The sequence below is a fragment of the Gemmata sp. genome (assembly GCF_051859125.1).
Classification (GTDB): domain Bacteria; phylum Planctomycetota; class Planctomycetia; order Gemmatales; family Gemmataceae; genus Gemmata.
Genome location: NZ_JBHYGG010000247.1, coordinates 53,675 through 75,789 on the forward strand (window position 1 = coordinate 53,675; position 22,115 = coordinate 75,789).

Below are 22,115 nucleotides of genomic sequence, written 5' to 3' on the forward strand. Positions count from 1 at the left end.
GGCCGCCACCGCTTCGGCCGCGGCAACACAGTTCGCCCGCATCCCGCCCCCTGTGCTTCCTGGTCCGGTCGTGCTGATTGCGCGACTCGTGTTGGCTGGATAAGACATACGGCCATGCCGTTTTTCGCGCGCAGCGTCGCTCCTGTTACGTGATCTTGTTCCGTCTGACTCCTGAGCCGGAACGCTGGCCGTTCGCGCCCTACGCAGCGCCCTGGCGCGAACCCGGGCCGGCTCAGGATCGGGCCGCGTTCTCGAACCGGACGCACGACCTGCGGTAGGCGAGCGTCACGTCCCCGACCGGGCCGTTCCGCTGCTTCGCGATCCCGACGTCGATGAGCCACACGTCGTTGGCCTTCGGCTGGTCCGGCTGCGGGTGTAGAAGCAGCACCACGTCGGCGTCGGCCTCGATGTCGCCGCTCTCGCGGATGTCGGCCAGCCGCGGCTTCGCGTCGGCCCCGCGGTTCTCGACGCCGCGGTTGAGCTGGCACAGGCACACCACCGGCACGTCGCACGACCGGGCCAGGTGCTTCACCCGGCGGCTCATGAGCCCGACCTGCTGGGTCCGGTTCTCGCCCGGGTTCTCGGGCCGCATGAGCTGGAGGTAGTCGATCACCACGAGCCCGACGCCCCGGCGGCGGACCTCGCGGCGGGTCGCCGCGACGAGCCGGGCCGCGGTCTGGCCCGGGGCGTCGTCCACGTACACCGGCACCGTGCCCAGGCCACCCGGGGCGGCCACCGCCGCCAGCCGCTCGTAGTCCTCGGGGGCCAGGTGCCGGTCCCGGACGATGCGGTTGAGCGGCACCCCGGAGCCCATCGCCAGGAACCGCTCGCCGATCTGCGACGCCGGCATCTCCATCGAGAAGAACAGTACCGGCGTCCCCTGCATCGCCGCGTTGGCCGCGAGGCACGCCGCCAGGGCCGTCTTCCCGCCCCCGGGCCGCGCCCCGACTACGACCATCTGCCCGCCGCGGAGCCCGCCCAGGAGGTCGTCCAGGTCCACGAACCCGGTCCCGAGTTCCGGCTTGCCCGTCCCGGTGACCCGGTCGTCGATCCGCTGGAGCGCGGCCCGCACCGCGTCCGGGACCGCGACGATCCGGTCCGAGCCCCCGAGGGCCAGCTCGTTCGCGTCGGACAGTTGGGCCGCCGCCCGGGAGATCACCTCGGCCGCGTTCTCGTCGGCGTGCGCGGCCCGGATCAGCTCGTTCGCGACGTGGACCGCCGACCGCAGCGCGGCCTTCTCGCGGACGATGCCCGCGTGGTACACCGTGTTCGCCCCGGTCGGCACCGCGTCCCAGACCTCGGCGAGGTAGCCCGCGCCGCCGACCTCGGCCCCGTGCCCCACGGCCCGGAGGTGGTCGTGAAGGGTCACGAGGTCGATCGGCCGCCCGGCCCCCGCGAGCGCGATCATCGCCTCGAAGAGGACCTGGTGGGCGCGGAGGTAGAAGCTCCCGGGGCCAATTGCGGCGGCCACGTCGTGGAACGCGTCGGGGTCGCGGAGCACGCCCCCGACGACGGCCCGCTCGGCGGCCAGGTCCTGGGGCGGGATTCGGGTGGCGAGTGAGTCGTTCACGTCAGGCGGCCTCCGGCCGGGGTTTGGGCTTGGGGTACGGGGCCGCGGTCGGCGGCGCGTACCCGGGGTTGTCCCGCGGGTCGTGGACGTGCGGGACGTGCTTCGGCTTGTTCGCCCCCGAGCCGGCGTCGTCGAACTCGCCCTCGAGGACGCGGACGAGCATGTCCGGGTCCTTGAGGAACGTGTCGAGCCGGAGCCCGGAGGGCCACGAGGGGTCCAGGCCGCGGAGCTTGGCCGAGCGCCCGGCGCGGTCCACCGCCGCCCGCCACCGCTCCCGCCAGTCGGCGGCCGCGAGCCGCTGCTGGAGCAGCCCGACGCGGTTCGCGGTGCGCTGGACCTTGCCCGCCCCGGGGAGGCCGGCGGCGGTCCACGCCGCAACGAACTCGGCCCAGAGGTTCGTGTCGATGATCTCGAAGGCGGCCGCCCCTTCGCCGCCCCCCGGCTCTGCGGGGGGTAGGGGGGTCTTCTCTTCTCTTCTCCAATCTCCAATCTCTAATGGCATTGCTTGGGCATTGCTCGGGCACTGCTCGGGCACTGCCCCGGCTATAGCTGGAGCAATGCTTGTGCTATCGGTCGTGCCGCCTGCGTAGTCTGTGGCGGCCGGGGGGCCGTGGTCGCCGCGTTGCTTGCCCCGGGTGCCGTCCGGACCCGCCCCGACCCGTCGCCCACGGGCACTGCTCGGGCACTGCTCGGGCATTGGCACGGGCATAGCTGGAGCAATGCCTGTGCTATCGGTCGCGCGGCCTGCGGGGTCTGTGTCGCGGGGGTCGCCGCGCCGCCACCGCTGGTCGGACCCGCGCCGGCCCTTCTCCTTCGCGGTCCGCATCCGCTTCAGTGCCTCGTCGTACTCCTGCCGGAGACGCTTGCTGTGCAACCTGCCGTCCGTGCCGACGCGGAACGGGACGAGCACGCCGCGCTTGATCTCCTCCCACGTCGCCGCGTCCACGCGGGCGAGCCGCGCGAGGATCTGGTCGTCGTTCGGGAGACTCGCGGGCGGGTCGGCCTGCCACGCCTTACAGAGCAGGAGCACGTAAGCACCCACCTGGAGTGTGGACATCGCGGCGACGTTGAAGTCGTCCGCGAAGTCCGACGGGTAGAACGCGAAGAACGGGGGCCGCATCAGGTCCTCACGCTGCTTCCAGGTCCGGGTACAGGTCGGCCCGCTGCTCCGAATCCGCCAACTCGACCGGTTGGCCCTTGGGCGCTGTTTCGAGGTTCGCGATCGCCTGCCGGTAGTACGCGCGCTTCAGTTCGACGCCCACCCCGCGGCGGCCGTGCCGACCTGGGCCTTCGAGTCGAGGAACGTCGCGTAGTCCTTCACGCAGCCCTCCGATCGGTCAGCCAGGGAAACCGCCGCCCGTCGATCGCCCGCATCGTCTCGGTGACCGCGGCCGGGAGTTCCACAACGACCCGCACCAGGGCCGGCCCCGACCCCGTCGTAACCACCGCCCGCGTGTGCTTCAGGAGGATCCGGGGCTCTCCCCCGAACCCGGCCCGCCGCCGCACCCAGGTCGCGACCGGGCAGTCGAGCGGGTCGTGGGCCGGCCCGTGGCACCCCGCCGCGGCGAGCGCCCGGCCGACCTTCTCGGCGGCGTCCGGGCCGTCGCCCGCCAGCACGCCCGCGGCCGCGAGCAGATCAGCGAGGGCCGCGCCGACACGGGCGGCGACGTCGGCGTGGTTCACGCGGCCCCCGCTTGGGCCCGTGCCCGGTAGTGCGCCCGGACCATCTCGATGACCGCGTAGCAGTCGTGCAGTGCGCTGTGCGGGTGGTCGTTGGTGACCCCGGCCCGCTTCATGCACTCGCCGGTGTCGGGCACGCGGTCGTCCGCGAGCGGGTCGAGGAACATCGACCCGGGGTCGAGGACGCGGTGCCGGAACCGACAGTGCTCGTGCCAGTTCTTCAACCGCTCGAGGAAGCGGAAGTCGAACATGCCGAAGTTCTTGCCGGCCAGGGTCGGCGTGCCGGCGACGTGCAGTGCGGAAAACGCTGCGATCCGGCACGCCACCTCGTGGGCCCACACCGACTCGACGAGCCGCTCGGCCTTCGGCTTGGCGAGTTCGAACAGGAGCCGGGCGTTCATCGCCAGGCCGAACGGCTCGCCGCGGTACTTCTTGTGCTCGACGAGGAACCGAACGCTCGGAAGTCGGTTCACCGGGACCGACCAGTCGCGGGACTCTGCGACCGCCGCGACCTCGAGGATCTGGCACTTCCGCGGGTCGAGCCCCGTCGTCTCGATGTCGATGGCGATGTACGGCGTCACGGGTCAGGCCCTCTGGAGGTTGGTGCGGACGAGCCCGGCGAGGCGGAGCAGCTCGGCCGTGGTGAGCTTGTCCACCGCGGGCGGCCTGCCGGCCGGCCAGCCCATCTCGGCGGCGTGGTAGTGGGTCAGTGACTCGGCCGACTGATCCGCGTCGTCGCACGCCTGCTGGAACCGCTCGAGCGCCGCGGCCCGGTCGGCAACCGGGTCGGCCTTGGCCCCCGCGGCCGGCCGCCGGACGGTCTGTTCGAACTCCTTCACCACGTCCACGGCGAACGCCAGGGCCGGCCCGGTCCAGTCGGTCATGTTCGCGGTGTACCCGGCCCGCACCCCGGCCTCGACGACATGGGCCAGGAGCGCCCCGCGGCCGCACAGTTTTTGGGCCGCGAGTTTGGCGTCGTACTCCTGCAACCGGCGGTGCAGCTCCTGGCCGGTGGCGGGGAGGGCGGCCGTCGGCGGCTTCGGCTGTTCCGGCGGCTTCGGACCGGCCGGCTTCTGGGTCGGAGCCGCGGCGGCCGGCTTCGCGGGCTGCTGCTGCGGGGCGGTTCCCTTGGCGGCGGGCCGCTGCTTCGCGGGGAGCGCGAAGGCCGGGAGCTGCGGGACCTGGGTGAGCTGCTTCTTGGCCGGGTCGTAATCGACCCACTGAGACGGGATCCGGTACAGGTACCGGCCGACCCCGAACTTGACCGCGGCCCGCTTGAGCGCGTCCGACACCGCGGCCTTCACCCGGTCGCCGGAGTCGGGCTGCTCACTGGGCGAGCCCACGTCGGTCTTGGCGACCCACTTCCCGCCGAGCCGCAGCCGGAGCCGGCACACCACCGACCCGTCCGGGAGGAACTCGTAGCCGTCCTGCCAGTTCTCGACGCCGAGGACCGCGTCCAGCCGCTCCTGGACGAGCCGCGCGTCGATGTACGCCATCGCCAGGGCGCGGTTGCTCTTCACCATCTGGGGCTTGAACCGGACCTCCTTCGGGTCGAACGGGTCCGCCAGGGAGGCCTGGATCGCCTGGAGCTCGGGGGTCTGGGTCGCGTTCACGTCGGCCTCGCGTTGGTGGTCTGTGGAACGGGCGGGCCGCCCCGCCGGTTGGGCTACGAGCCCGGTTGCCTGTCACGCCGCCATCGGCAGCGGCGTCCGCGTCGTGCGCTCCAGGGCGCGGCGGGCCTTGTTCGAGCCCCACCCGTGGAGGGCGAACCCGATGACGAGCCCGGCCGTGCGGAGCCGCCCGTCGTCGAAGCACAGCCGGCAGTCGGTGCAGGCCCGGCCCCGCGTCTGCTGCGGGCACGGGAGCAGCCGCACGCCGCCGGCCGCGTGCGCCGCTTCGGCCCCGAACTCCGGCACCACCAGGGCGGCCGCGTACCCCCGGCCCCGGGCGGCCGCGACGTCGGCGGCCGTCTCGCAGCTGGCCAGGACCGACACCACGCCCCACGCGGCCCGGGGCACGGTCCGGTAGGCGTGCGTGTACGCCCACACCTTCACGTCGCAGCCGGCGCCCCGGCCCCGCTCGACGTACCGCCCGCACGCGGCGGCGATGGCCCGCGTCCCGGCCACGGTCACCGAGTCGCCCGCGACGTGGAGCCGCAGGTCGCGGGTGCCGGGCAGGCCGTCGATTAGGGCGGCCTCGCGCCGGGCCAGCTCCACCGGCCCGGCCCCGGCCGAGCCCGCGGTGATCCGGTCCCACGTCGCCCGCGTGTTGTCGTGCTCCGCGTAGCACCCCTCCGCCCGGAACGGGCACGAGGCCGGGCACGACTGGCGGGCAACGTAGGTCGCCGCGGCCCGGCCGAGCTTCGCGTTCAACGAGTGGGCCTTCGCGATCACGCCCGGGTGCGGGGCGACCGCCGACCGCCAGGCCCGGAACGCCGCCAGGGTCGCCCCCGAGACCCGCCAGGGCCGCTCGGACGCGAGCGGGAACCGGCCCCGCATCGGGGACCGCGGCCCGGTCGCCGAGCGCCGGGCCCACCGCCGCGGCTGGGCGGTGGCAACCCCGAACAGGCGGGCCACCTCGGCGGCCTTGTACAGGCGGTCCGGGTCGATCTCGGGCGCGGCGTCCATGCGGTCCCCTTGTTGGTTCAATAAGCCGGCTTACCGCACCCCCCGTCGAGAGGATTGGACCACCGCCGGCGGGGCTCCGTCTTGGGCGGACGGAGACGCTGGACACTCGAGGCTGTCCTGCACCTTCCTCCCGGCCCGCCGTCCTTGGCGGGCCGGCCCTGCCGTCCTTGGCAGGGGTGGTTCGTGGCCCGGGGGCGCTCAGCCGAGGAGGGCCGAGTCGGCGCACCAGGCGTAATCGATCAACCGCGACGGGGAGGGCGGGTTGACCACCCGGATGAGCACCCAGCCCGGCTCCTCCTCGTCCAGTAGCTTCACGAGCTTGTCCGCCGCTTCGCGGAGTGTCCTTTGCCGCGGGATCAGGTCGACCCCCCACTCGTCCTGCACGATCACTTCTTTGCGGTCCACGGTCACTCCTTGGGTCCGATCCGCCCGGCGATGTCGGGCATGTTCTTGTCTCGCCAGTCGTCGTCGGGGGCCGGTCCCGGGTTGCGGCCGCGCCGGGCCGCCTCGAGTTGCCGCTCCAGGTCGCGGATCCGGTCGTTGGCGGCGAGGATCGCCTCGACGCCCGACGCCCACACCCGCTGTGCGGCCCTGCGGCACTCGTCCAGTCGCTCGCGGCACGCCGCGTGTCGTGACCACCCGACCAGGGCCGCGACCGCGAACCCGATGAGTCCGGTTGCGAGGTGGCTCACGGTCCCTCCGGGGCGACGGGGAAGGGGACGGCCGGCACCGGGATCAAGTCGCCGGGGCCGACCTCGGCGAACGGCCCGGCGGGCTTGTGCAGCTCGTGCCACAGGTCGGCGTTCGCCAGCGCGAGCCGCGCCGACAGCACCCACAGGTCCGCGAGGTCGGCCGTGACGCGGAGCGAGTGCGACTCCGCGGCGTCCGCCCGGGCGGCGGCGGTGTCGGCCCGGATCTTCAGCCGGAGCACCTGGTCGCCCAGGTCCCGCTCCCGGGCCGCCGCCTCCGGGTCGGGGGCGAACGGGTCGTCGACCGCGAGCATCGTCACGCACGTCCCGGCCGACCCGAGGAACAGGCCCGCGACGAGCGCCATGAACTGCCACCGGTCGTCGAGCCGCCGCCGCGCCACCGCGGCCCGGCCCTCCGCGACCCGCACCGCCTCGTTTGCCACCCGCGTCATCCCTGACCCTCCGTGGTTGGGCCGCCCGTCGTGGGCGGCCCGGTTCATTTGGCCCGGCCCGCCAGCACCAACTCGACCTCGGCGAGGAGCTCGCGCCGCATTTCGGCCCGCGGCGTGTCGTCGAACCAGTTGAGGAACCACCGGCACGCGGCGGGCTCGCCGAGCCGCTGGTCCGCGTCGAAGCATAGGGCCGCGAACACGTGCTCGACGTGACCCGTCGTCGTGGGTCCGCCGCCCACGAAGGCGCACAGCCCGAGGACGCACGCCGCCTTGGCCTCGGTGGTCGGCGGCACGGACAGCGGGACCGGGCTCGCTGTTTGCCCCTGGATGAGCCGCGGGTCGTCGTCCCGGAGCGCGTCGCGGATCGCGACCAGGCGGTCCGTAGAGATGACCGGAGCGAACCCGTCGCGCCACACCAGTCGCCAGCTTTCCATGACCTTCTCCCAGTTCAGTAACGGCGTGCGGAATCGCACCGCGGCCCGTAACGTCGAACACCCCGGACCCGCTCCGCCGGCGCGACCACGAGTCGCCCCGGCCCGCCGTCGTGTCTCACACGCACGCCTCGCGGCGCGCCCGCGCCCACCGGAACAGCGGGTCCAGGTCGCGCCGGATCGCTTTGGCCATGTCCCGCGGCTTGACGGCCCCGGCGCGGCACCAGTCCTTCTCGACCCGGTTCCGCCAGTGGTGGGCGATCTGGTGCCAGGAACCCCGCGTGTGGTCGCAGAACAGCGGCCGGCCCACGTACTCGCCGTCCGCCCCGTACGTGGCACTCGTGAACTCGCCGAGCCGGTTCAGCACCGCGGCCGCGTCCCTGCCGGCGGACGCCGCGTCGCGGAGCACCCGGTCGAGGTTCGTCACCCGGCGGATCAGCAGTTCCGTGTCCATCGCCGCCTCCTCAGGTTCGTGTGGCGTGTTCCGGCGTTCACCTGTTGAAGTCTGTCACACGGACCCGCGTCGCGCAAACTCGGTTCATCTCTTGGGCGGTCCAAACCAGCCGGCCGCGACCAGGGGGCCGACGGCGTCGAGGTGCTTGCACCCCGCACTCGGGTGCGTGTCCCGGCCCTCGTTCCAGGCCCGCTCGTTGGCCCGCTCGGTCGACAGGAACGACGTCCCGCCGCACGAGCAGTCGCTCCCGTCCCGGCCCCCGCACCGCAGCGTGTGCGGCTCGGTCTCCCCGTCCTTCAGGGCGGCAAAGGCGAACCCGAACCCGGCGTCCGCGGGGAAGGGGAGGAGCGCGTACCGCTCGACCGTCCGGCCCTGCGTGATCGTCAGCCGGCACCGGCCGGGCTCGTACACCGCCCGGCGGGCCCCGGGGCGGGGGAACTTGTGCGAGGTCACCATCTGCACCCGTGCCGCCACCAGGCCGCCGCCGTCGCACGCGAGGCACCCGACCGCGTCGCCGTCCTCGAACGGCTCGACCCCCGACCCGTGGCACCACGGGCACGCCACCGGCGGCGTTGCGGTCCCGGGTTCCGGGGCGGCGTCCGTCACGACTTCCTCCCGACGGACGCCCGGTAATTGATCACCGCCGCCTTGGCCCGGCCCGACACGCCGCCGCCGGCCTCGACCGCGACGGCCAGCTCGTCCTCGAACACGTTCCGGTGACACGTCGTGCCCCGGTCGGTCGGGTCCCGGGGGTCGGTGAACACCGGCCCCCAGTGCCGCCAGAACGTCACCCGGCAGATGCCCATGGCGCGGCAGGCGTCCCGCTGGCGGATCAGCGACGTCTTCAGCCTCGGTGCGGTGCGGGCCACGCTCAGCCCTCCCCGCCGGGGGCCGCGGCCGGGACCAGGGCCCCCGGGACGCCGTCCAGTTCCGCGAGGCCGGCAGCCTCCCTTTGCGGGGCGACCGGGGCCGCTGCCCGGAGGGTGCGGACGCCCTCGAGCAGCGCCTCCAGGTCCGCCTCGGTGAGCGCCACCTCGATGCGGGGCGGGAGGCCGCCGCACTCGTCGAGCACGAGCGTCGCTCCGGACGCCGCGTACCGCACGTCGGCCCGCAGCCGCTTCAAGTCGCCGGTGATTGTCATCTGGGGCTCCTGCGCGCGTACCGTCCCAGGCGCACGGCCGACGGGGCGGTGCGGGTGGGTAACGGTCCTGTTGTGGTGTGGTCAGGCAGCGAGCCGCGGCTTGGCCTTCTTGCCGTCCCGCGCGTGCTTTTCGCGGAGCAGTTGTTCGTACCGGCCGATGATTGCCGACGGCTCGCAGAACGTCCGCTCAAGACCGACCGCGTCGGCGACCGCCACGCGGACCTCGGCGATGAGTTCCGCTTCGGGCGGCGTCGGCACCCCCGTCGGCCAGTTCTTCGTGTAGAGCAGGTGCTTCGGAATGCGTGCCTCGGCCCCCTCGCGAACCTTGGCCCGTTCCTTCGCCGCGGCCAGCCGGCCCCGGGTCTCGTCCGACAGGTGCACTGCGAGTGTGTCCCCGAGCCACCGGGAACCCTGAAAGGCGAACGTCGAGCGAGTCTCCAGGTCGGCCATCCGCCGGGCGAGTGCGAGGTTTCGTTCGTCCCTGGCGCCCGCCTTGTGGTCGGCGACGGTCGCCAGGATGCACCAGACGCACGACACCCGGGACGCCCCGAACCTCGTGTACGCTTCGTGGAGCGGGAAGTTTTGCTCCGCGGCGTAGGCGAACACGTCCGGAGTGGACCAGTCGATGATCGGGTGCCAGTCCGTGCCCGCCGTCCCGTGGGTGACGCTGGTGAGCTTCGGCTGGGCTTTCGCTACCGGGGCCTTCGCCCGCTCGGTGGACTCGGCCCGGCGGATGCCGGTCACGTTCAAGATGTGGCACCCGGAGTACCGCTTGCAAAGGGCCCGTGTGATCTGATCCACCTTCAACTCGGCCGTGCAGAACCGCATGGCCGGGGTCGACCAGGGCAGGATCAACTTCACGCAGGAGAGCGCCTCCCACCGGGCAACGTTGTCCCGCCACCGCTGCTCCCACCTGTCCATCATGTCCCCCTGCCTGCGCCGCACGACGAGCAGTTCCAGCCCGAGGCGGTCCGCGAGCCGCCGGCACGTCGGGAGCGAATCGGCCCACTCCGTGGCTCCGAGGTCCGCGTGGACGAGGGTCCGCGGTCCGGCGTGGCCGATTCGGTCCAGGTGGGCGACGGTGGCCAGGGCGACAGCGGACGAGTCCTTGCCGCCGCTCACGCCGATCGCCACCGGCGAGCCGACTGCCAGGAGCCGGTCGACCTCGGGCGCCGTTGCGATCCCCCTCGGGGTCTCGGTTTCGGCGATCGTGGGGAGGGGCTTCACGGGTCGTCTCGCTGGGCGGTTGCGTGTCGTGTGGAGGGACAGTACCTTCGCAATTAATTGTTGTCAACAACAACTGAAGTAATTTTTCTGGTGACGAATACCGTTAATGGTTACAATTCCAGCGCGAACCAACAGTAATGGTTTTCGTAAGCCGTGGGAGAACGTATCGTGCCCTCTGCTGTGGCAAAAGCTCCCAAAAACTCTGGTGCGTCTCCAGGCAAGCGCGGCCCCGGCCGGCCCCGCGCGAAGGTCGAGACCGACACGATGACGTGCCGCGCTCCGGTCACCTTCAAGGCGGCCTTCGAGTACCTCACGGACGCGCGGCGGACGAAGCACTACGGAACGGAATTGCTGAACGCTGCCGAGGCCTACCTGCGGCAGATGTACCTGCTCATCAAGTCCGACCCCGCCTCCCGCTTCCTGGACCCGGTCGCCGCCGCCGCGTTCCTCAAGGCCGCCGAGGCGTACTACGCGGAGGCGGGCGAACCGCTCCCCCAGCCTCCGACCCCGTGACCTTCTCGGCCTCGACGTGTGGAAGTATGCCGGCCAGCCCTCCGGGTTGCGTCCGGTTCTCGGCCAGAAGCGGTCTGGTCTTTGGCTGGTTCGTTTGGCTCCCGTCTGGCTCTCGACCGGGCCGGGCCATGCAACGAAAGCGGCCCCAGGGAATTCCTGGGGCCGCGCGTTTGGGTCGGGCCGGCCGGCTACCGGAGTTGGAGCGAGTACCCGGACCCGGTCGGGACGATGATGTCGCCCGGGAAGTCACCGAACAGTTCCTTCAGCGACTTCTTCAGTTCGCCGACGGTCCACTGGATCGTCTTCACCTCAACCACGCTGCCCTTCCACGCCGGGCGCAGCTGGTCCACGTCGGCAACGTCCTCGCGGATCAGCACCTTCAATAGGTCGAGCTTCCGCCCCGACAGGGGCACCAGCGTCCCGTCGAAGTAGACCCTCCCCTTCCGCTCGGACCATCCCGCCTCGGCCGCCTCCGGCTCCTCGCCCCCGCCGCCGCCGGCCGCGACGGAGGTGACGGGCACCGCCATGTCGAGCAGCTTCCGGCCGGCGAGGTCGAACACCACCACGCGGTCGGCTTGGGCGCCGGTCAGGTGCCGCGCGGCGTTCTGGGCGCTGACCTGGAGCTGTCGGATGGGATCGGACATGAGCGAAGCCCCCGGCCGCCGGCTCTTGTGCCGGTCGCGCCGGTGGTAACTATACACCTGTTTACGCAGCCGAGGGAGGCGAAGATTGTGCCTTGCGCGTGAGGCACGATTTGGGCGACGGCGCGTACCCGCCGGCCCGCGACACCTGGACCAGGTGGCCGGCCGCCACGAGCCGCGTGAGGGCGTGGGCGACGCTGTTGGTGCTCTCCGCCATGCCGCTCGCCCGCTCCAGGTGGGCGACGATCTGCTTCCGGCACACCTTGGCCGCCCCGCCCGCCCGCATGTCGCGCACGGCGATCGCGACCCGCCAGTCGAGGGGCCGGACCCCCGGGGGCGCGGCGTCCGGGTCGCCGGGCGGGTCGCCCGGCACCGGCTCGGGGGTGTTGTCGAACAGGGCCGGGGTGGGCGGGCGCGCCAGCCCGGGCAACGGGGCGACTGTGACCGTGAGCCGCACGCCGGCCCGGTCGACCGACGCGGACGACCTGCGCGAAACCTGCCCCCACACCTTCCCTAGGACCATTTCGGCCGCCGCGAGCGCCTCCTTCAGCTCGCCGTCGTGGCTCTCTCCCACGGGTCACCGGGTTCCTGGAACCGTGCCCACAGCGGGAAGGCACGGTTCGGGTATTTGCTAGTTAAGTGAACGCGAGTACATATTGAACGGGCGGTCCGAAGTTACGCGATGTCGGGAGCGGCGGAATCTTGCCTGCCGCGCCGATTCGGCGGACGGTCGGGGCGCGCGGGGGCAGGAAATCACAACGGGGGTCACATCATGGCAGGTCCGACTTGGTTCTGGGCGTTCGTGGACGCGGCCGGGGAGTTCACCACGGTCCCGAAGGGGGGCCGGGCGCTGTCGCTCACGTCGGCCGCGGTCACCGACGCCGACGGCGTCCGGCACGCGGTCCGGGGGGCGGTGGGGTTCGTGGACCGGCCGCTGCCGGGCGGGAAGTGCGAGTCGCGACTGGCGGTCCGGGGGCGGGTGCTCGGGACGTGGGACGGGCTCTGGCGGGTCGCGTTCACGGGCGGCACGGAGGTGAGCCTGCGGTGGGAGAGCCCGTACCAGATCGAGTATGGGCCGGCCCCGAAGACCGCCGCGTGAGGGCCGCCCAGTGCCGATGCACGGCCCGACGACCGACTGGCGGCCCGTGTTCGCGGTCTTCGCGACCGGCCGCCCCGACGCGGTCCCCGCGTCGCTGCTGTTCGCGCACGCGGACCCGACCCGGTGCCGCGAGGTCCCCGGTGTCCGCGCCGCGTGGGAGTTCCTCGACGAGTGCTTCAGCCGGCGGACCGGGGCGCACCGGCCGTGCGTGTTCGGCCGCGCGGAAGGGGAGCCGATCGACCTGGCGGTCCAGTGCTACGCGGCGGCCCGCGGCTACCTGTACCTGCCGGAGTACCCGGACATCGCGGGGTGGGGCCGGGCCGCGGTGTTCCGCCGCGACCTGCACCTCGTGGCGCGCTCGCGGGGGGTCGTGTGGTTCGGCCCGGACGCGGACCGGGACGACTCGCCGCACCACCTCGCGCAGCTCCTGGGGATCGACTGCCGCGTGGTCCGCGACCTCGCCGCCGGTGGACGCGCCCCGGCCCGCTGAAGAGAATGGCCCGCACCCCCCGGAAGGAGTCCGCACATGGGCAGGATCTTTAACCCGAGCTACACCCGCGCCGTGCCCCCCGGGGCGAAGGTCACGACCCGCGCCGGCGCGCGGTCGGTCACGCTCACCATCCGCGGGGCGCCGACGGTGTGCGAGGTCCGCGAGGTCCGCGGCCGGCCCCGGGCCGTGGTGGTGCTCGCCGACCGGTGGGCGATCGAGTGGACCGACGCCGCCGGCCGGACGCGGCAGAGGACCGTCGGGAGGGACAAGCGACTCGCGACCGCGGCGCTCGCCCGCGAGGAGGAGGCCGCGGCGCGCGCCCGGCACGGCCTGCCCGACCACGCGGTCGAGGCCCGCGCCCGGCTCCGGCCGCTCGCCGAGCTGTTCGCGGAGTACGGCGAGGTCCTGGCCGGCCGGGACACCGTCAACGAGTACCGCGTCACCGGCCGGGTGCGGCTCGACGCGGTCCGGGCCGGGTGCCGGTGGGAGACGTGGGCCGACGTGTCCGGCGACGACCTGACCCGGTTCCTGGGGCGGCTGCGGGACCAGCGGACGGCGAAGTACCCCAACGGGCTCTCGCCGGCCACGCTCAACGGGTACCTGCGGACCGTGAAGGCGTTCGCCAACTGGTACGCGGCGAAGGCGGGCGAGCGGTCGCCGGTCGAGGGGGTCGCCCGGTACGCCGAGGCGCGGGACCGGCGGCGCTCGAAGCGGGTGCTGACCGACGCCGAGTTCGTGCGGCTCCTCGGGGCGTGCCGGGCCGCCCCCCGCCGGCACGGCACGCTGATCCCGGCCGCGGACCGGGCGGTGCTCTACCTCGTGGCCGCGTACACGGGCCTGCGCGCGAGCGAGCTGGCCCGCCTGACCCCGGCCCACTTCCGCCTCGACGCCGCGCCGCCCGTCGTGACCGTGCTCGGCAAGGACAAGCTCGTCCAGTCGACGCCGCTCCCCGGGCACGTCGCCGACGAGGTGCGGCCCTGGCTCGCGGGCCGGAAGCCGTTGGCGAAGCTGTGGCCCGGGACCTGGGCCGCGGGCCGCAAGGCCACCCAGACCCTCAAGCGCGACGCGAATCGCGCCGGCCTGGGCGAGGGGGTCACGTTCCACGGGCTGCGGCGGAAGTACGTGACGGGCCTGATCCGCTCCGGGAACGACATCGACGTCGTGCGGCGGATGGCCCGGCACAAGGACCTGAAGACCACGCTCGACTACTACGCGGTGTCGACGGACGCGGACATGGCGGCCGCGGCCGAGAGCCTGCCCCCGCTGCCGGACGCGCCGCGCCCCAAGGGGAAGGGCCGGGGCAAGTGAGCGGTCGCTTCGGTCCTGGGGGGCCGGCCCTTACGGGCCGCTTACGGGAATTGGGTTAATCGCGGTGAACTTTGGTGAACAAGCTGGCATGCTGAGTGTGCGCCCACCAACGAACAATCCCCTGGGAAACCCAGGGGATTGCAGTGCCGAGGAGAGGACTTGAACCTCCACGCCCTTGCGAGCGCTAGAACCTGAATCTAGTGCGTCTGCCAATTCCGCCACCTCGGCCCACTCGGTAGCGTTGGTATCTTAATGCCCCCGACGGGATCGTCAAGCGGTTCCCCCGGGGGCGCATCGAACTTTGCCGTCAGTCGCCACCCTTCGGGTTGAACCCCTTCGGCGGGAAGCCCATCGGCGGCACCCCCATCGGGTTCATCGGGTTCATCGGCGTCGGCGGCTTCGCCTCGACGAGCGGGATGTCGAGCCCGACCGGCGGGACCGTCTTGATGTACTCGAACCAGGAGTCGGTGAACTTCGCGAGCCCCTCGGGGGTGTTGGCGACCCCGAGCGACCGGCAGAACGCGTTCAGAACCGTGTCGCCGTCGAGCGGCAGGTCGCGGGGCAGCGCCGCGAGTTCGCCCACGAACTTCTGCAACTCGTCGCGGCGGTCCTTGGCGAGGTAGTAGTACAGCGCCCACGCGGTGGCCTGCCCCTTCTCCGTGAGCGCCTCCCGCTTCTTGCGGAGCAGCGCGATCGTGTCGTCCTTGGGGGCGTTCGGGTCGATCACCCCCGGCACGCCGGGGACGCCCGGCCCGCCGGGCGTTGCGATGGGGGGTTGGCCCGCGCCGAACGGCGGCCGCACCCCGGGACCGGGGCCCACGCCCGGGCCGGACGGTTGCCCGCCCGGCTGGCCGGTTCCGCCGCCCGAGTTCAGGCCGACGCCCGACTTGTCCTGCTTCACCGGGTCGGGGTCGGAGACCTCCTTCGGGTCGCGGAGCCCGTGGAAGTAGGCGTCCGACAGTACGTTCTTCAGCAGCGCGACGCGCTCGGCCTGTTGCTCCTTGGCGTCCCTCCGGAAGTCGATGAGCGGGGCGTAGTGGAACCGCAGTTGCCGCTGGAGGACGTAGTTCGGCACGCCGTAGCCCGGGGCGGGGGACACGTTCATCCACCACTTGCCGTCCTTGTCGGCGTAGAAGAACGGGTCGCGGGGCCGCGCGAAGAAGTTTGCGGCCCCGGTGGTGACCCACTGCGGGAGCGCCACGAACTGGGGGAGCTGGTTCGTCGCGTACAGGAGCTGGAGCGTCCCCTCGCGGCTGATCGCGGCGGTGGCCGCTTGCTCGTCCGCGACCCGCTCGACCAGCGCGACGGTCTGCATGCGGGCGACGTCGTCGGGCCTCATCCCCCGCTGGCCGGTGATGTCGACGTCCGGGCCGCGGCCGGCCAGGAGCCCCTTCTGGTTCACGCCCTCGCGGTACGTGGCCCGGGCCTGGGCCGCGAACGTCTGGCCGACCGCGTCGAGCCGCTCCGGCGACAGGACGAGGAGCCCGTACTCGGCGGAGTAGAACCCGTCGGCGAGGAGCCGCGGCGGGGCGTCGAGGGCGCGGGCCAGCGCGTTCACGTCGCGGCCCTGCTTGGGGAGCGCGACGAGCAGCGGCGCGTCGGGCACCTTCAGCTCGATGCCCCGGGTGGCGTGCCACAGGAAGAACGCCTTGAAGTTCTCCTCGAGCAGGCTCCGGCGGCGGCTCACCTCCTCCTCGGTCGCGTCCCACGAGAGGATCGCGAAGTGCGGCGACGGGGTCACGGTCCCGGCCTCGAGCTTGCTCTGCCAGAACTCGGACGCGGCCCGCTTGGTCGCCCCGGCCTTGAGCCCGGGCTGCACCGCGGCGTACGCCTTCAGGAACGCCGCAACCTCGGGGGGGGCACCGTCCTTCTTCCCGTCGGCGGCGGCCAGCAGGTCGTCCGCGTAGGTCTGTGCGTCGCCGGCCGCGCCGGAGCTGAGCGCCTCGACGACCAGCGCGAGGGCGGCCTTGAGGTCGGTCTTCCCGGCCTTGACCCACCGCGCGTGCCGCTCGCGGAGGTCGGTGGCGTGCGTCTTCCGCAGGCCCGGCGTCTCCTTGAACGTCGTGTACCACTGGATCATCGTGCCGTCGGTGAACAGGTTCGTGACGATCTTCTCGCCGTGCAGCGTCGTGTGCAGCTTCGGCTGCCAGAGCGGGTTGTAGTGGGTGTTGGCGTTCCGGGGGTAGAACGGGGCGGCCTTCGTCAGGTCCTCCTCGACGGGGAGGACCACGACGACCGACCGGCCCGCGTCGATCGGGCCGGCGTTGACCGCGGGAACCCCGCCGGGCGCCCCACCGGGGCCGATCGGCGGCTGGCCGATCCCGTAGGGCTGGCCGAACCCGATCGGCGGGCGGCCGCCGGGGCCGCCATCGCCGCCACCGAACGGGGGCCGCACGCCACCGGGAGCGGGACCGGGGCCGCCGGGCACCCCGCCGGGCTGCTCGGCCCCGCCGCTCCCTTCGAGAACGATGCGGATGATGAGGTACCCGGCGTGGACCGGGGTGGCGACGGCCAGCACCAACAGGGCGGGCACGGCCGCGAACAGAAACCGCCGCATGGCGCTCCTCCGGGGATCTGAGTTGAGTTGATTTTCCGCGAGGGGGCGTCGTGGCACAACGGGAATCCGAGCGCAATCCGGGCCGCCGGCGAGCGCCGGCGGCCCGGATTGCGCTCCGCGCCGGGCGGCTACTTCACCTCGTACTTCGGCAGCGCCGTGGCGGGTACGCCGGTGATCAGTTCGTTGTTCCGCTTCGGGTTCGCCTGGAGTTGCCTCAGGTACGCCCGCATCTTCTCGATGTCCACGCGGTCCGGGAGGCCGCCGGCACCGGCCTTGTCCATCGGCGCGAGGACCGACGTCTGCACCTGGGCGATGACGTCGGCGACCGCCTTCGGAGTGAGTTGCGCCTCGAACTTGGTCGGGGCCGTCGGGTCGTACAGCGGGTCGAACAGGGGCCGCCAGTTCCGGAAGGCGTCGCCCATGCGGATCGCGTAGCCGCGCCACGGGAGCGACCGGTCGAGCGGGTTCGAGGCCCGCGGGCTGGCGAACGTGAGGACCGCCGCGGCGACGGCCTCGGCGACCGCGTCCCCGTTGTACCCCTTCACCGGGGCGCCGTTGTTCACCGGGGCCATGTTGCACAGCCCGATGATCGCCTCGCCGCAGTCGGCCGGGACCGGGGCCGGGACCAGGGTCGGGTCGGACAGGCACACGCGGACCAGCGTGTGGGCCGGGTAGAGGGGGGCGCCGGTCGGGCCGGGGAGCGTGACGAACCGGCACCGCCCGAGCGCCTTGATCGCCTGGCGGCGGACGAACCCGACGACCTGGAGCTGTTCCGAGGTCGCGTTCTCGGCCTTCCCGTCGGTCAGGGGCACGAGCGCGTTCGGGTTGGTGACGCACGCCTGGAGCGCCGCGATCAGCTCGCCGATCTGCTTGTTGGCGGCCGACCGGGGCTCGACGGTGAAGGCGTGGCGGCGGCTCCGGTAGTCGAACACGTCGTAGGCGTCGAGCAGGTTCGCGGCGGCCTGGAGGGCGTAGTACTTGATCTCGGTCGGCGTGTTCGGGTTGGCGACCCACGCGGTGACCGTCGGCCAGTGGGCGTTCGCCCCGGTGGTGCAGACGGCCGCGTAGAGGCGGGCCGCGTTGACCCGGACCACGCGCTCGGGGTGCGTATCAACGAGCGGCTTGAGGGCCGCGTCGAAGGCCACGCCGAGTTCGCGGATGTAGTCGGCGTTCCAGTCCCGGACCTTGGGCCGCGGGTCGTCCGAACTGGTGCGAACGGCCGGGTTCGGTTCGAGGAGGAACCGCCCCAGGTCCTTGATGATGGTGTCCACGGACGGGATCTCGCGGCCGCTGGCGTCCTGCTTGAGGCTCGGGTCCTGGGCGGCCTTGTGAAGGAGCGGGTGCGAGATCAGGTCGGCATAGTACTTGGCAAAGGTCGCGAACTGGGCCTGGGCCACCTTCATTTCGGCGGGCGGGATGCCGCGGGCCTCGCGCCGTTCGGAGAGGAGGCTGGTCCCTGGCGGGGACTGGGGGAGCTTGGCCGCGTCCTGGGCGGCCGCCTGCCCCGCGGGGAGTACGACGGCGGCGAAGGCGGACCAGGCGAGCAGTCGGAGGAGGGTCATCGGGGTTCCCGGTGGGTGTCGATGTGGCGTCTACCGGTTCAACACCGCACCGCCGGCGGGCGTTTGCCGGGTACGGGTGGAACGTGCGTTCGGCCGATGACGTGAGCCTACCGGGGGCGGGCGGCGACCGCAAGGGAATCGCGGGCCGGCAAGCGGTCCGACGGGAGCGGCAGGGCGGGTTGGGCGGGTGCGGTCGGGTTCCGGGCGACCGCCGGGGCGTGCCGGCGGTCCGCCCGTCGTGATGAGAACCAGAGGACAGAACGTCAGAAGGGCAGGGGCCCGAAGAAAGACCGGGGCCGCTTCGACCTCTGACCGTCGGTCCTCTGGGGTTCGGTCCTCTGCTCCTCAGAACCGGATGCCGGCGGTCATGAGGAGGTTGAAGTTGTGCAGGTTCCCGTTGATCGGGGGCACGAGGTTGGTCCAGTCGTAGCCCCACTCGGTGCGGAGCCCGCCGAAGAGGATCCACGCCCCCATCGGCACCTCGACGGTGGCGTGCGACTCGATGAACACGCCGTGCGTCACGGCCTGCCGCCGCGCGTAGTTCCCGAGCCCGGCCTCGTCCTGCGGAACGAGGTCCACGTGGGCCGTGCCCCACCGGCCGCCGGCGGTGGTGCCGAACCGGTAGTTCCACCCGCCCTCCGCGCCGACGACGCCCGGCCCCCAGTACCACCAGTCGCGGCCGACGCCGAAGTTGAAGTTGGTCCGGCTCAGGCCGCGGATCGCCAGCGGGGCCACGATGTCCGACCGCGGGATCGTGGTGTTACCGATCACCGTGGGGGCCCGGCGGAGTTCCAGTTCGGTGTAGTGCCCGACCGACCCGCGGTTGAACTGGTAGCTCAGGCCCAGGTCGAGCGCCCAGGCCGCGTCGTGGGCCGGGTTGAAGAACAGGCTCCGGCCGCCGCCGCCGGTCATCCACCCGGTCTGGAGCTGGCGGGCGAACCGGCCCTCGCCGAACGCGAACGTCGGGCCGGTGTACGAGTACAGGTCGTACCCGATGCGGCCGTTGCGGCCCAGCGGCCCCAGCGCGCCGGGGCCGTCGGTGTAGTACGGGCTCGCGTACGCCCCGGGGGGCAGGGTGGGCGGTGTGGGCGGCTGGGCCGGTTGCCCGGTGAGCGTGCCCACGGGGTCCGCGGCCTGCTCGGACGCGAGCCGGACCGGCGCGGCGACCCGCTGCACGGCGCCCGCCCCGCCGGTCGGGGCCGGGTCGCCGCCCGGCGGCGGCGGGTACAGGGTGCCCCCGGGTTGGGCCGCGGCCGGCCCGCCCGTGGCCGCCGCCAACAGCAACACGCCGCAGAGTCGTCGGGTGTGGATCGTCATGCGCCCCTCGCCCGGCCCCGCGCGTTCCCGCCGGCGGCCGTGAACCGAACGAAACCCCGTCTCGTCCCCTTCTATCGGCACTCCGGATGTGCCGACTTTACCGCAGGGTCGGGTTGTAGCGTCGGGACATACCCACTTTGGTTCCGGGCCGGCTGGCGGGTATAAACAACCTGGTGAACCTGGGGAACGCAAAGGCGGCACGATGGAAGCGCACGAACTCCGCGACCTGGACACGGCGAAGCGGTACGTCCTCGAGGGGCTGTGGCTCCAGCGGGCCGTGCGGCCGACGAGCGCGACCGTCCGCCCGGCCCTGGAGTGGGCGATGGAGATCGCGTCGAGCGGGCACCCGCTCCCGCCGGCCGGGTTCGTCGCCGACGTCGGGCACATCGCGTTCGGGGCCGACGCCGAGTACCGGATGAAGGACCCGCTCCACGTCCCCGGGTGGCCCCCGGCCCTGGCCCGCACCTACGAGGACCACGTCCTCGGCAAGCTGTACGCCGATTGGGTGTTCGAGCGGGCCGGCGACGCGCTCCGCAAGTACCAGGGGAAGGACCGGGTCAAGGGGGTCGGGTACGTCATCAACCAGATCCGCGAGCGGGCCGACATGCCCGGCGTCCTGCTCCCCCCGGCCGTCATCCGCGGGCTGCTCACGTCGAACCCCGACGACGTACTGTCGTCCGGGTGGGACGCGCTCATGCGCGACGGCCCGTCCGAGTTGCAGGTGAAGCTGTACGAGGAGCTGGTCTCCGCCGCGCGCCGCACCACCGACGTGCTCGCCCGCGAGGACGTGGACGCGCTCGACGACAAGTCGGCCCTGGGCGACATGGGGCAGTACGTCGCGCTGCGGCAGATCCGCCAGACGACCGCCCGGATCGAGGCGCGGCTCCCGGGCCGGCCGGTGAAGCCGCTCGTGGGCCGCAAGGAGGTGCCGACGCGGGTGCTCGACGAGGACCAGTACCCCGTGGGCGGGTACACGTCGATCTCCAACCGCGGGTCGATCGAGAGCCTGCTGCACTCGCAGCTCGCGTACATGGAGACCGAGAGCCCGGACCTGTTCGACGTGAAGTTCGTCCGCGACGAACTGTTCTACTACTCCCGCGACGAGAACCAGTTCCTCCGCCGCCGCCGGGCGTTCGTCGTCGTGCTGTTCCCGGACCTCGTCACCGCCCGGTTCAAGGACCCGGAGCTGCCGCACCAGCGGATCGTGATGCTGATGTCGTCCGTCCTGGCGCTGTTCCGCCGCCTGTCGGACTGGCTGAGCACCGACGCGATCCGGTTCGAGGTGCTGTTCGTCCAGGACCCGAGCGGCAAGCGGCCCCTTTCGGAAGAAGCGACGCTGATGGAACTGCTGCTCCGCGAGCCGATCGAGCGCGGCGACGGGCTGGTCGCGTGGCTCCCGGACCGCGACGCGGCGGTCACGCACCTGAACCGGCTGTCGCGGCTGTCGCAGGTCCACTGCCTGGCGGCCGCGACCGAGCCGTTCGAGATGGACCTCGACAACGTGGTCGTCACCGAGGTCGTGGTCGACGGCCCCCGGCCCGAGGTCGGCACCGGCGACGGCGTGGTCGCGGCACTGGAGGGCGAGGACGCCCTCGACGTGTGGCACGAGACCGTTCTCCGCGTCCTGCAACTCTGGGTGTGACGGGAGCGTGCCGTGACCGAGCGGGAGTGGATGGCGGCGACCGACCCCGTACTGCTGCTCAGGTGGACGGCGGGCCAGGCCAGTGACCGGCAGGTGCGGATGTTCGCGACGGCTTGTTGCTGGCACGCGTGGCCGTTGATCGCGGACCCCGTGAGCCGACTGGCGATCGAGGTTGCCTCGCGGTACGCGGAGGGTGAAGCGAACCGAGCGGAACTGGAGGAGGCCCGTCGCACAGTAACTGACTGGCACTATCCAGCGCACCTTGAACGAATGGCCGCCCGCGGAGTGTGCGAGGAGCAAGCAGAGGCGGTCTGGGTTGTGTCCGCGGTCGAGCAACTACTCTCCCTTCACGAGGTGGAACGGCAGTCAATTCGTGCCAGCGTCGGCACGGTTCCGACCCCCCGCTACACAGCCCTGTATCGTGACATCTTCGGCAATCCGTTCCGCCCCGTCGCGTTCGCCCCCGACTGGCGGACCTCCACCGCAGTTGCCCTGGCACGTGAGATGTACGAGTCGCGCGACTTCTCCGCGATGCCGATACTGGCCGACGCTCTCCAAGACGCGGGGTGCGACAGCGAGGAGATCCTGAACCACTGCCGTGGTTCGGGGCCGCACGTCCGCGGGTGCTGGGTCGTCGATCTCGTGCTCGGGAAGGTGTGATGCTTTCGAGCCACGGGGCTTGTCCCCGTGGTGCCTGGGACCGCAGAAGACCACG

General features: G+C 72.5%; 27 protein-coding genes and 1 tRNA gene. 6 read left to right on the top strand and 22 right to left on the bottom strand.

The features are described 5' to 3' along the window. Nucleotides 1-232: 232 nt before the first annotated feature. The 16 genes from ACTIGN_RS21250 to ACTIGN_RS21325 form a co-directional block, all read right to left on the bottom strand. Complete coding sequence (locus ACTIGN_RS21250; protein WP_439627548.1) at nucleotides 233-1,570, bottom strand: replicative DNA helicase; 1,338 nt, start codon at nucleotides 1,568-1,570, stop codon at nucleotides 233-235. A gap of 1 nt (nucleotide 1,571) precedes the next feature. Next, nucleotides 1,572-2,690 (bottom strand): DUF1376 domain-containing protein, encoded by a 1,119-nt coding sequence (locus ACTIGN_RS21255; protein WP_439627550.1) that lies wholly within the window; start codon nucleotides 2,688-2,690, stop codon nucleotides 1,572-1,574. Between the two features lie 7 nt (nucleotides 2,691-2,697). Then, nucleotides 2,698-2,832 (bottom strand): hypothetical protein, encoded by a 135-nt coding sequence (locus ACTIGN_RS21260; protein ID WP_439627552.1) that lies wholly within the window; start codon nucleotides 2,830-2,832, stop codon nucleotides 2,698-2,700. 55 nt (nucleotides 2,833-2,887) lie between these two features. Then, a complete protein-coding gene (locus tag ACTIGN_RS21265; protein WP_439627554.1) occupies nucleotides 2,888-3,253 on the bottom strand; it encodes a hypothetical protein in 366 nt (121 codons plus the stop codon). Continuing rightward, nucleotides 3,250-3,831, bottom strand: coding sequence for a hypothetical protein (locus ACTIGN_RS21270; RefSeq protein ID WP_439627556.1), 582 nt, complete (start codon nucleotides 3,829-3,831; stop codon nucleotides 3,250-3,252). Before ACTIGN_RS21270 ends, ACTIGN_RS21265 begins: the two co-directional genes overlap by 4 nt. 3 nt (nucleotides 3,832-3,834) lie before the next feature. Continuing rightward, on the bottom strand, nucleotides 3,835-4,863 hold the full coding sequence (locus ACTIGN_RS21275; protein ID WP_439627558.1) for a Rad52/Rad22 family DNA repair protein: 1,029 nt from the start codon (nucleotides 4,861-4,863) through the stop codon (nucleotides 3,835-3,837). Between the two features lie 72 nt (nucleotides 4,864-4,935). Further along, the gene (locus ACTIGN_RS21280; RefSeq protein ID WP_439627560.1) at nucleotides 4,936-5,877 is read right to left on the bottom strand and encodes a DUF7227 family protein; all 942 of its coding nucleotides are present in this window, start codon (nucleotides 5,875-5,877) and stop codon (nucleotides 4,936-4,938) included. Between the two features lie 198 nt (nucleotides 5,878-6,075). After that, on the bottom strand, nucleotides 6,076-6,282 hold the full coding sequence (locus ACTIGN_RS21285; protein ID WP_439627562.1) for a hypothetical protein: 207 nt from the start codon (nucleotides 6,280-6,282) through the stop codon (nucleotides 6,076-6,078). Nucleotides 6,283-6,284: 2 nt separating this feature from the next. Further along, on the bottom strand, nucleotides 6,285-6,569 hold the full coding sequence (locus tag ACTIGN_RS21290) for a hypothetical protein (RefSeq protein ID WP_439627564.1): 285 nt from the start codon (nucleotides 6,567-6,569) through the stop codon (nucleotides 6,285-6,287). Then, on the bottom strand, nucleotides 6,566-7,018 hold the full coding sequence (locus ACTIGN_RS21295; protein ID WP_439627565.1) for a hypothetical protein: 453 nt from the start codon (nucleotides 7,016-7,018) through the stop codon (nucleotides 6,566-6,568). The genes ACTIGN_RS21290 and ACTIGN_RS21295 overlap by 4 nt, the downstream gene beginning before the upstream one ends. A 44-nt stretch (nucleotides 7,019-7,062) precedes the next feature. After that, nucleotides 7,063-7,452, bottom strand: coding sequence for a hypothetical protein (locus ACTIGN_RS21300; RefSeq protein WP_439627567.1), 390 nt, complete (start codon nucleotides 7,450-7,452; stop codon nucleotides 7,063-7,065). Between the two features lie 115 nt (nucleotides 7,453-7,567). Further along, nucleotides 7,568-7,903: a hypothetical protein gene (locus ACTIGN_RS21305; protein WP_439627568.1), complete on the bottom strand. Its 336-nt coding sequence runs from the start codon at nucleotides 7,901-7,903 to the stop codon at nucleotides 7,568-7,570. An 84-nt stretch (nucleotides 7,904-7,987) separates the two neighbouring features. Next, the gene (locus ACTIGN_RS21310; RefSeq protein WP_439627570.1) at nucleotides 7,988-8,509 is read right to left on the bottom strand and encodes a hypothetical protein; all 522 of its coding nucleotides are present in this window, start codon (nucleotides 8,507-8,509) and stop codon (nucleotides 7,988-7,990) included. Next, nucleotides 8,506-8,772, bottom strand: a complete 267-nt coding sequence (locus tag ACTIGN_RS21315; protein ID WP_439627572.1) for a hypothetical protein — start codon at nucleotides 8,770-8,772, stop codon at nucleotides 8,506-8,508. The genes ACTIGN_RS21310 and ACTIGN_RS21315 overlap by 4 nt, the downstream gene beginning before the upstream one ends. A gap of 2 nt (nucleotides 8,773-8,774) precedes the next feature. Further along, nucleotides 8,775-9,044 (bottom strand): hypothetical protein, encoded by a 270-nt coding sequence (locus ACTIGN_RS21320; protein ID WP_439627574.1) that lies wholly within the window; start codon nucleotides 9,042-9,044, stop codon nucleotides 8,775-8,777. Between the two features lie 81 nt (nucleotides 9,045-9,125). Beyond that, nucleotides 9,126-10,271: a phosphoadenosine phosphosulfate reductase domain-containing protein gene (locus ACTIGN_RS21325; protein WP_439627576.1), complete on the bottom strand. Its 1,146-nt coding sequence runs from the start codon at nucleotides 10,269-10,271 to the stop codon at nucleotides 9,126-9,128. 264 nt (nucleotides 10,272-10,535) lie between these two features. On the opposite strand from ACTIGN_RS21325, the gene ACTIGN_RS21330 reads away from it, so the two are divergent. Further along, nucleotides 10,536-10,784: a hypothetical protein gene (locus ACTIGN_RS21330; protein ID WP_439627578.1), complete on the top strand. Its 249-nt coding sequence runs from the start codon at nucleotides 10,536-10,538 to the stop codon at nucleotides 10,782-10,784. Between the two features lie 188 nt (nucleotides 10,785-10,972). Here ACTIGN_RS21330 and ACTIGN_RS21335 read toward each other — a convergent pair whose 3' ends face one another. After that, nucleotides 10,973-11,428: a hypothetical protein gene (locus tag ACTIGN_RS21335; protein WP_439627580.1), complete on the bottom strand. Its 456-nt coding sequence runs from the start codon at nucleotides 11,426-11,428 to the stop codon at nucleotides 10,973-10,975. A gap of 61 nt (nucleotides 11,429-11,489) precedes the next feature. Further along, complete coding sequence (locus ACTIGN_RS21340; protein ID WP_439627582.1) at nucleotides 11,490-11,999, bottom strand: hypothetical protein; 510 nt, start codon at nucleotides 11,997-11,999, stop codon at nucleotides 11,490-11,492. Between the two features lie 198 nt (nucleotides 12,000-12,197). Between ACTIGN_RS21340 and ACTIGN_RS21345 the strand changes: the two genes are divergently transcribed. From ACTIGN_RS21345 to ACTIGN_RS21355, 3 genes are read left to right on the top strand one after another with little or no spacing between them, the layout of a single operon-like run. Then, nucleotides 12,198-12,524: a hypothetical protein gene (locus ACTIGN_RS21345; protein ID WP_439627584.1), complete on the top strand. Its 327-nt coding sequence runs from the start codon at nucleotides 12,198-12,200 to the stop codon at nucleotides 12,522-12,524. Between the two features lie 10 nt (nucleotides 12,525-12,534). Then, the gene (locus tag ACTIGN_RS21350) at nucleotides 12,535-13,014 is read left to right on the top strand and encodes a hypothetical protein (RefSeq protein WP_439627586.1); all 480 of its coding nucleotides are present in this window, start codon (nucleotides 12,535-12,537) and stop codon (nucleotides 13,012-13,014) included. A gap of 36 nt (nucleotides 13,015-13,050) precedes the next feature. Next, nucleotides 13,051-14,322 carry a tyrosine-type recombinase/integrase gene (locus ACTIGN_RS21355; protein ID WP_439627587.1) on the top strand — a complete coding sequence of 424 codons (1,272 nt, stop codon included), beginning with the start codon at nucleotides 13,051-13,053 and terminating at the stop codon, nucleotides 14,320-14,322. 144 nt (nucleotides 14,323-14,466) lie between these two features. On the opposite strand, the gene ACTIGN_RS21360 is transcribed toward ACTIGN_RS21355, so the two are convergent. From ACTIGN_RS21360 to ACTIGN_RS21375, 4 genes are all read right to left on the bottom strand, one after another. Then, nucleotides 14,467-14,550: transfer RNA gene (locus tag ACTIGN_RS21360), tRNA-Leu, on the bottom strand. A gap of 79 nt (nucleotides 14,551-14,629) precedes the next feature. Continuing rightward, a complete protein-coding gene (locus ACTIGN_RS21365) occupies nucleotides 14,630-16,879 on the bottom strand; it encodes a hypothetical protein (protein WP_439627589.1) in 2,250 nt (749 codons plus the stop codon). Between the two features lie 128 nt (nucleotides 16,880-17,007). Beyond that, complete coding sequence (locus ACTIGN_RS21370; protein ID WP_439627591.1) at nucleotides 17,008-18,441, bottom strand: hypothetical protein; 1,434 nt, start codon at nucleotides 18,439-18,441, stop codon at nucleotides 17,008-17,010. Nucleotides 18,442-18,786: 345 nt separating this feature from the next. Further along, a complete protein-coding gene (locus ACTIGN_RS21375; RefSeq protein ID WP_439627593.1) occupies nucleotides 18,787-19,758 on the bottom strand; it encodes a hypothetical protein in 972 nt (323 codons plus the stop codon). A 202-nt stretch (nucleotides 19,759-19,960) separates the two neighbouring features. Here ACTIGN_RS21375 and ACTIGN_RS21380 point away from each other — a divergent pair, with 202 nt between their 5' ends. Together ACTIGN_RS21380 and ACTIGN_RS21385 are read left to right on the top strand one after the other, a co-directional pair. Then, complete coding sequence (locus ACTIGN_RS21380; RefSeq protein WP_439627595.1) at nucleotides 19,961-21,400, top strand: hypothetical protein; 1,440 nt, start codon at nucleotides 19,961-19,963, stop codon at nucleotides 21,398-21,400. 12 nt (nucleotides 21,401-21,412) lie between these two features. After that, nucleotides 21,413-22,060 carry a hypothetical protein gene (locus ACTIGN_RS21385; RefSeq protein WP_439627597.1) on the top strand — a complete coding sequence of 216 codons (648 nt, stop codon included), beginning with the start codon at nucleotides 21,413-21,415 and terminating at the stop codon, nucleotides 22,058-22,060. Nucleotides 22,061-22,115 lie beyond the last annotated feature (55 nt).

Bases quoted from the DNA above. Each gene is read 5' to 3' on its own strand.
- ACTIGN_RS21255 (WP_439627550.1), bottom strand. From the start codon at position 2,690: ATGCGGCCCCCGTTCTTCGCGTTCTACCCGTCGGACTTCGCGGACGAC.
- ACTIGN_RS21280 (WP_439627560.1), bottom strand. From the start codon at position 5,877: ATGGACGCCGCGCCCGAGATCGACCCGGACCGCCTGTACAAGGCCGCC.
- ACTIGN_RS21295 (WP_439627565.1), bottom strand. From the start codon at position 7,018: ATGACGCGGGTGGCAAACGAGGCGGTGCGGGTCGCGGAGGGCCGGGCC.
- ACTIGN_RS21300 (WP_439627567.1), bottom strand. From the start codon at position 7,452: ATGGAAAGCTGGCGACTGGTGTGGCGCGACGGGTTCGCTCCGGTCATC.
- ACTIGN_RS21305 (WP_439627568.1), bottom strand. From the start codon at position 7,903: ATGGACACGGAACTGCTGATCCGCCGGGTGACGAACCTCGACCGGGTG.
- ACTIGN_RS21320 (WP_439627574.1), bottom strand. From the start codon at position 9,044: ATGACAATCACCGGCGACTTGAAGCGGCTGCGGGCCGACGTGCGGTAC.
- ACTIGN_RS21330 (WP_439627578.1), top strand. From the start codon at position 10,536: ATGACGTGCCGCGCTCCGGTCACCTTCAAGGCGGCCTTCGAGTACCTC.
- ACTIGN_RS21335 (WP_439627580.1), bottom strand. From the start codon at position 11,428: ATGTCCGATCCCATCCGACAGCTCCAGGTCAGCGCCCAGAACGCCGCG.
- ACTIGN_RS21345 (WP_439627584.1), top strand. From the start codon at position 12,198: ATGGCAGGTCCGACTTGGTTCTGGGCGTTCGTGGACGCGGCCGGGGAG.
- ACTIGN_RS21355 (WP_439627587.1), top strand. From the start codon at position 13,051: ATGGGCAGGATCTTTAACCCGAGCTACACCCGCGCCGTGCCCCCCGGG.
- ACTIGN_RS21365 (WP_439627589.1), bottom strand. From the start codon at position 16,879: ATGCGGCGGTTTCTGTTCGCGGCCGTGCCCGCCCTGTTGGTGCTGGCC.
- ACTIGN_RS21370 (WP_439627591.1), bottom strand. From the start codon at position 18,441: ATGACCCTCCTCCGACTGCTCGCCTGGTCCGCCTTCGCCGCCGTCGTA.
- ACTIGN_RS21375 (WP_439627593.1), bottom strand. From the start codon at position 19,758: ATGACGATCCACACCCGACGACTCTGCGGCGTGTTGCTGTTGGCGGCG.
- ACTIGN_RS21380 (WP_439627595.1), top strand. From the start codon at position 19,961: ATGGAAGCGCACGAACTCCGCGACCTGGACACGGCGAAGCGGTACGTC.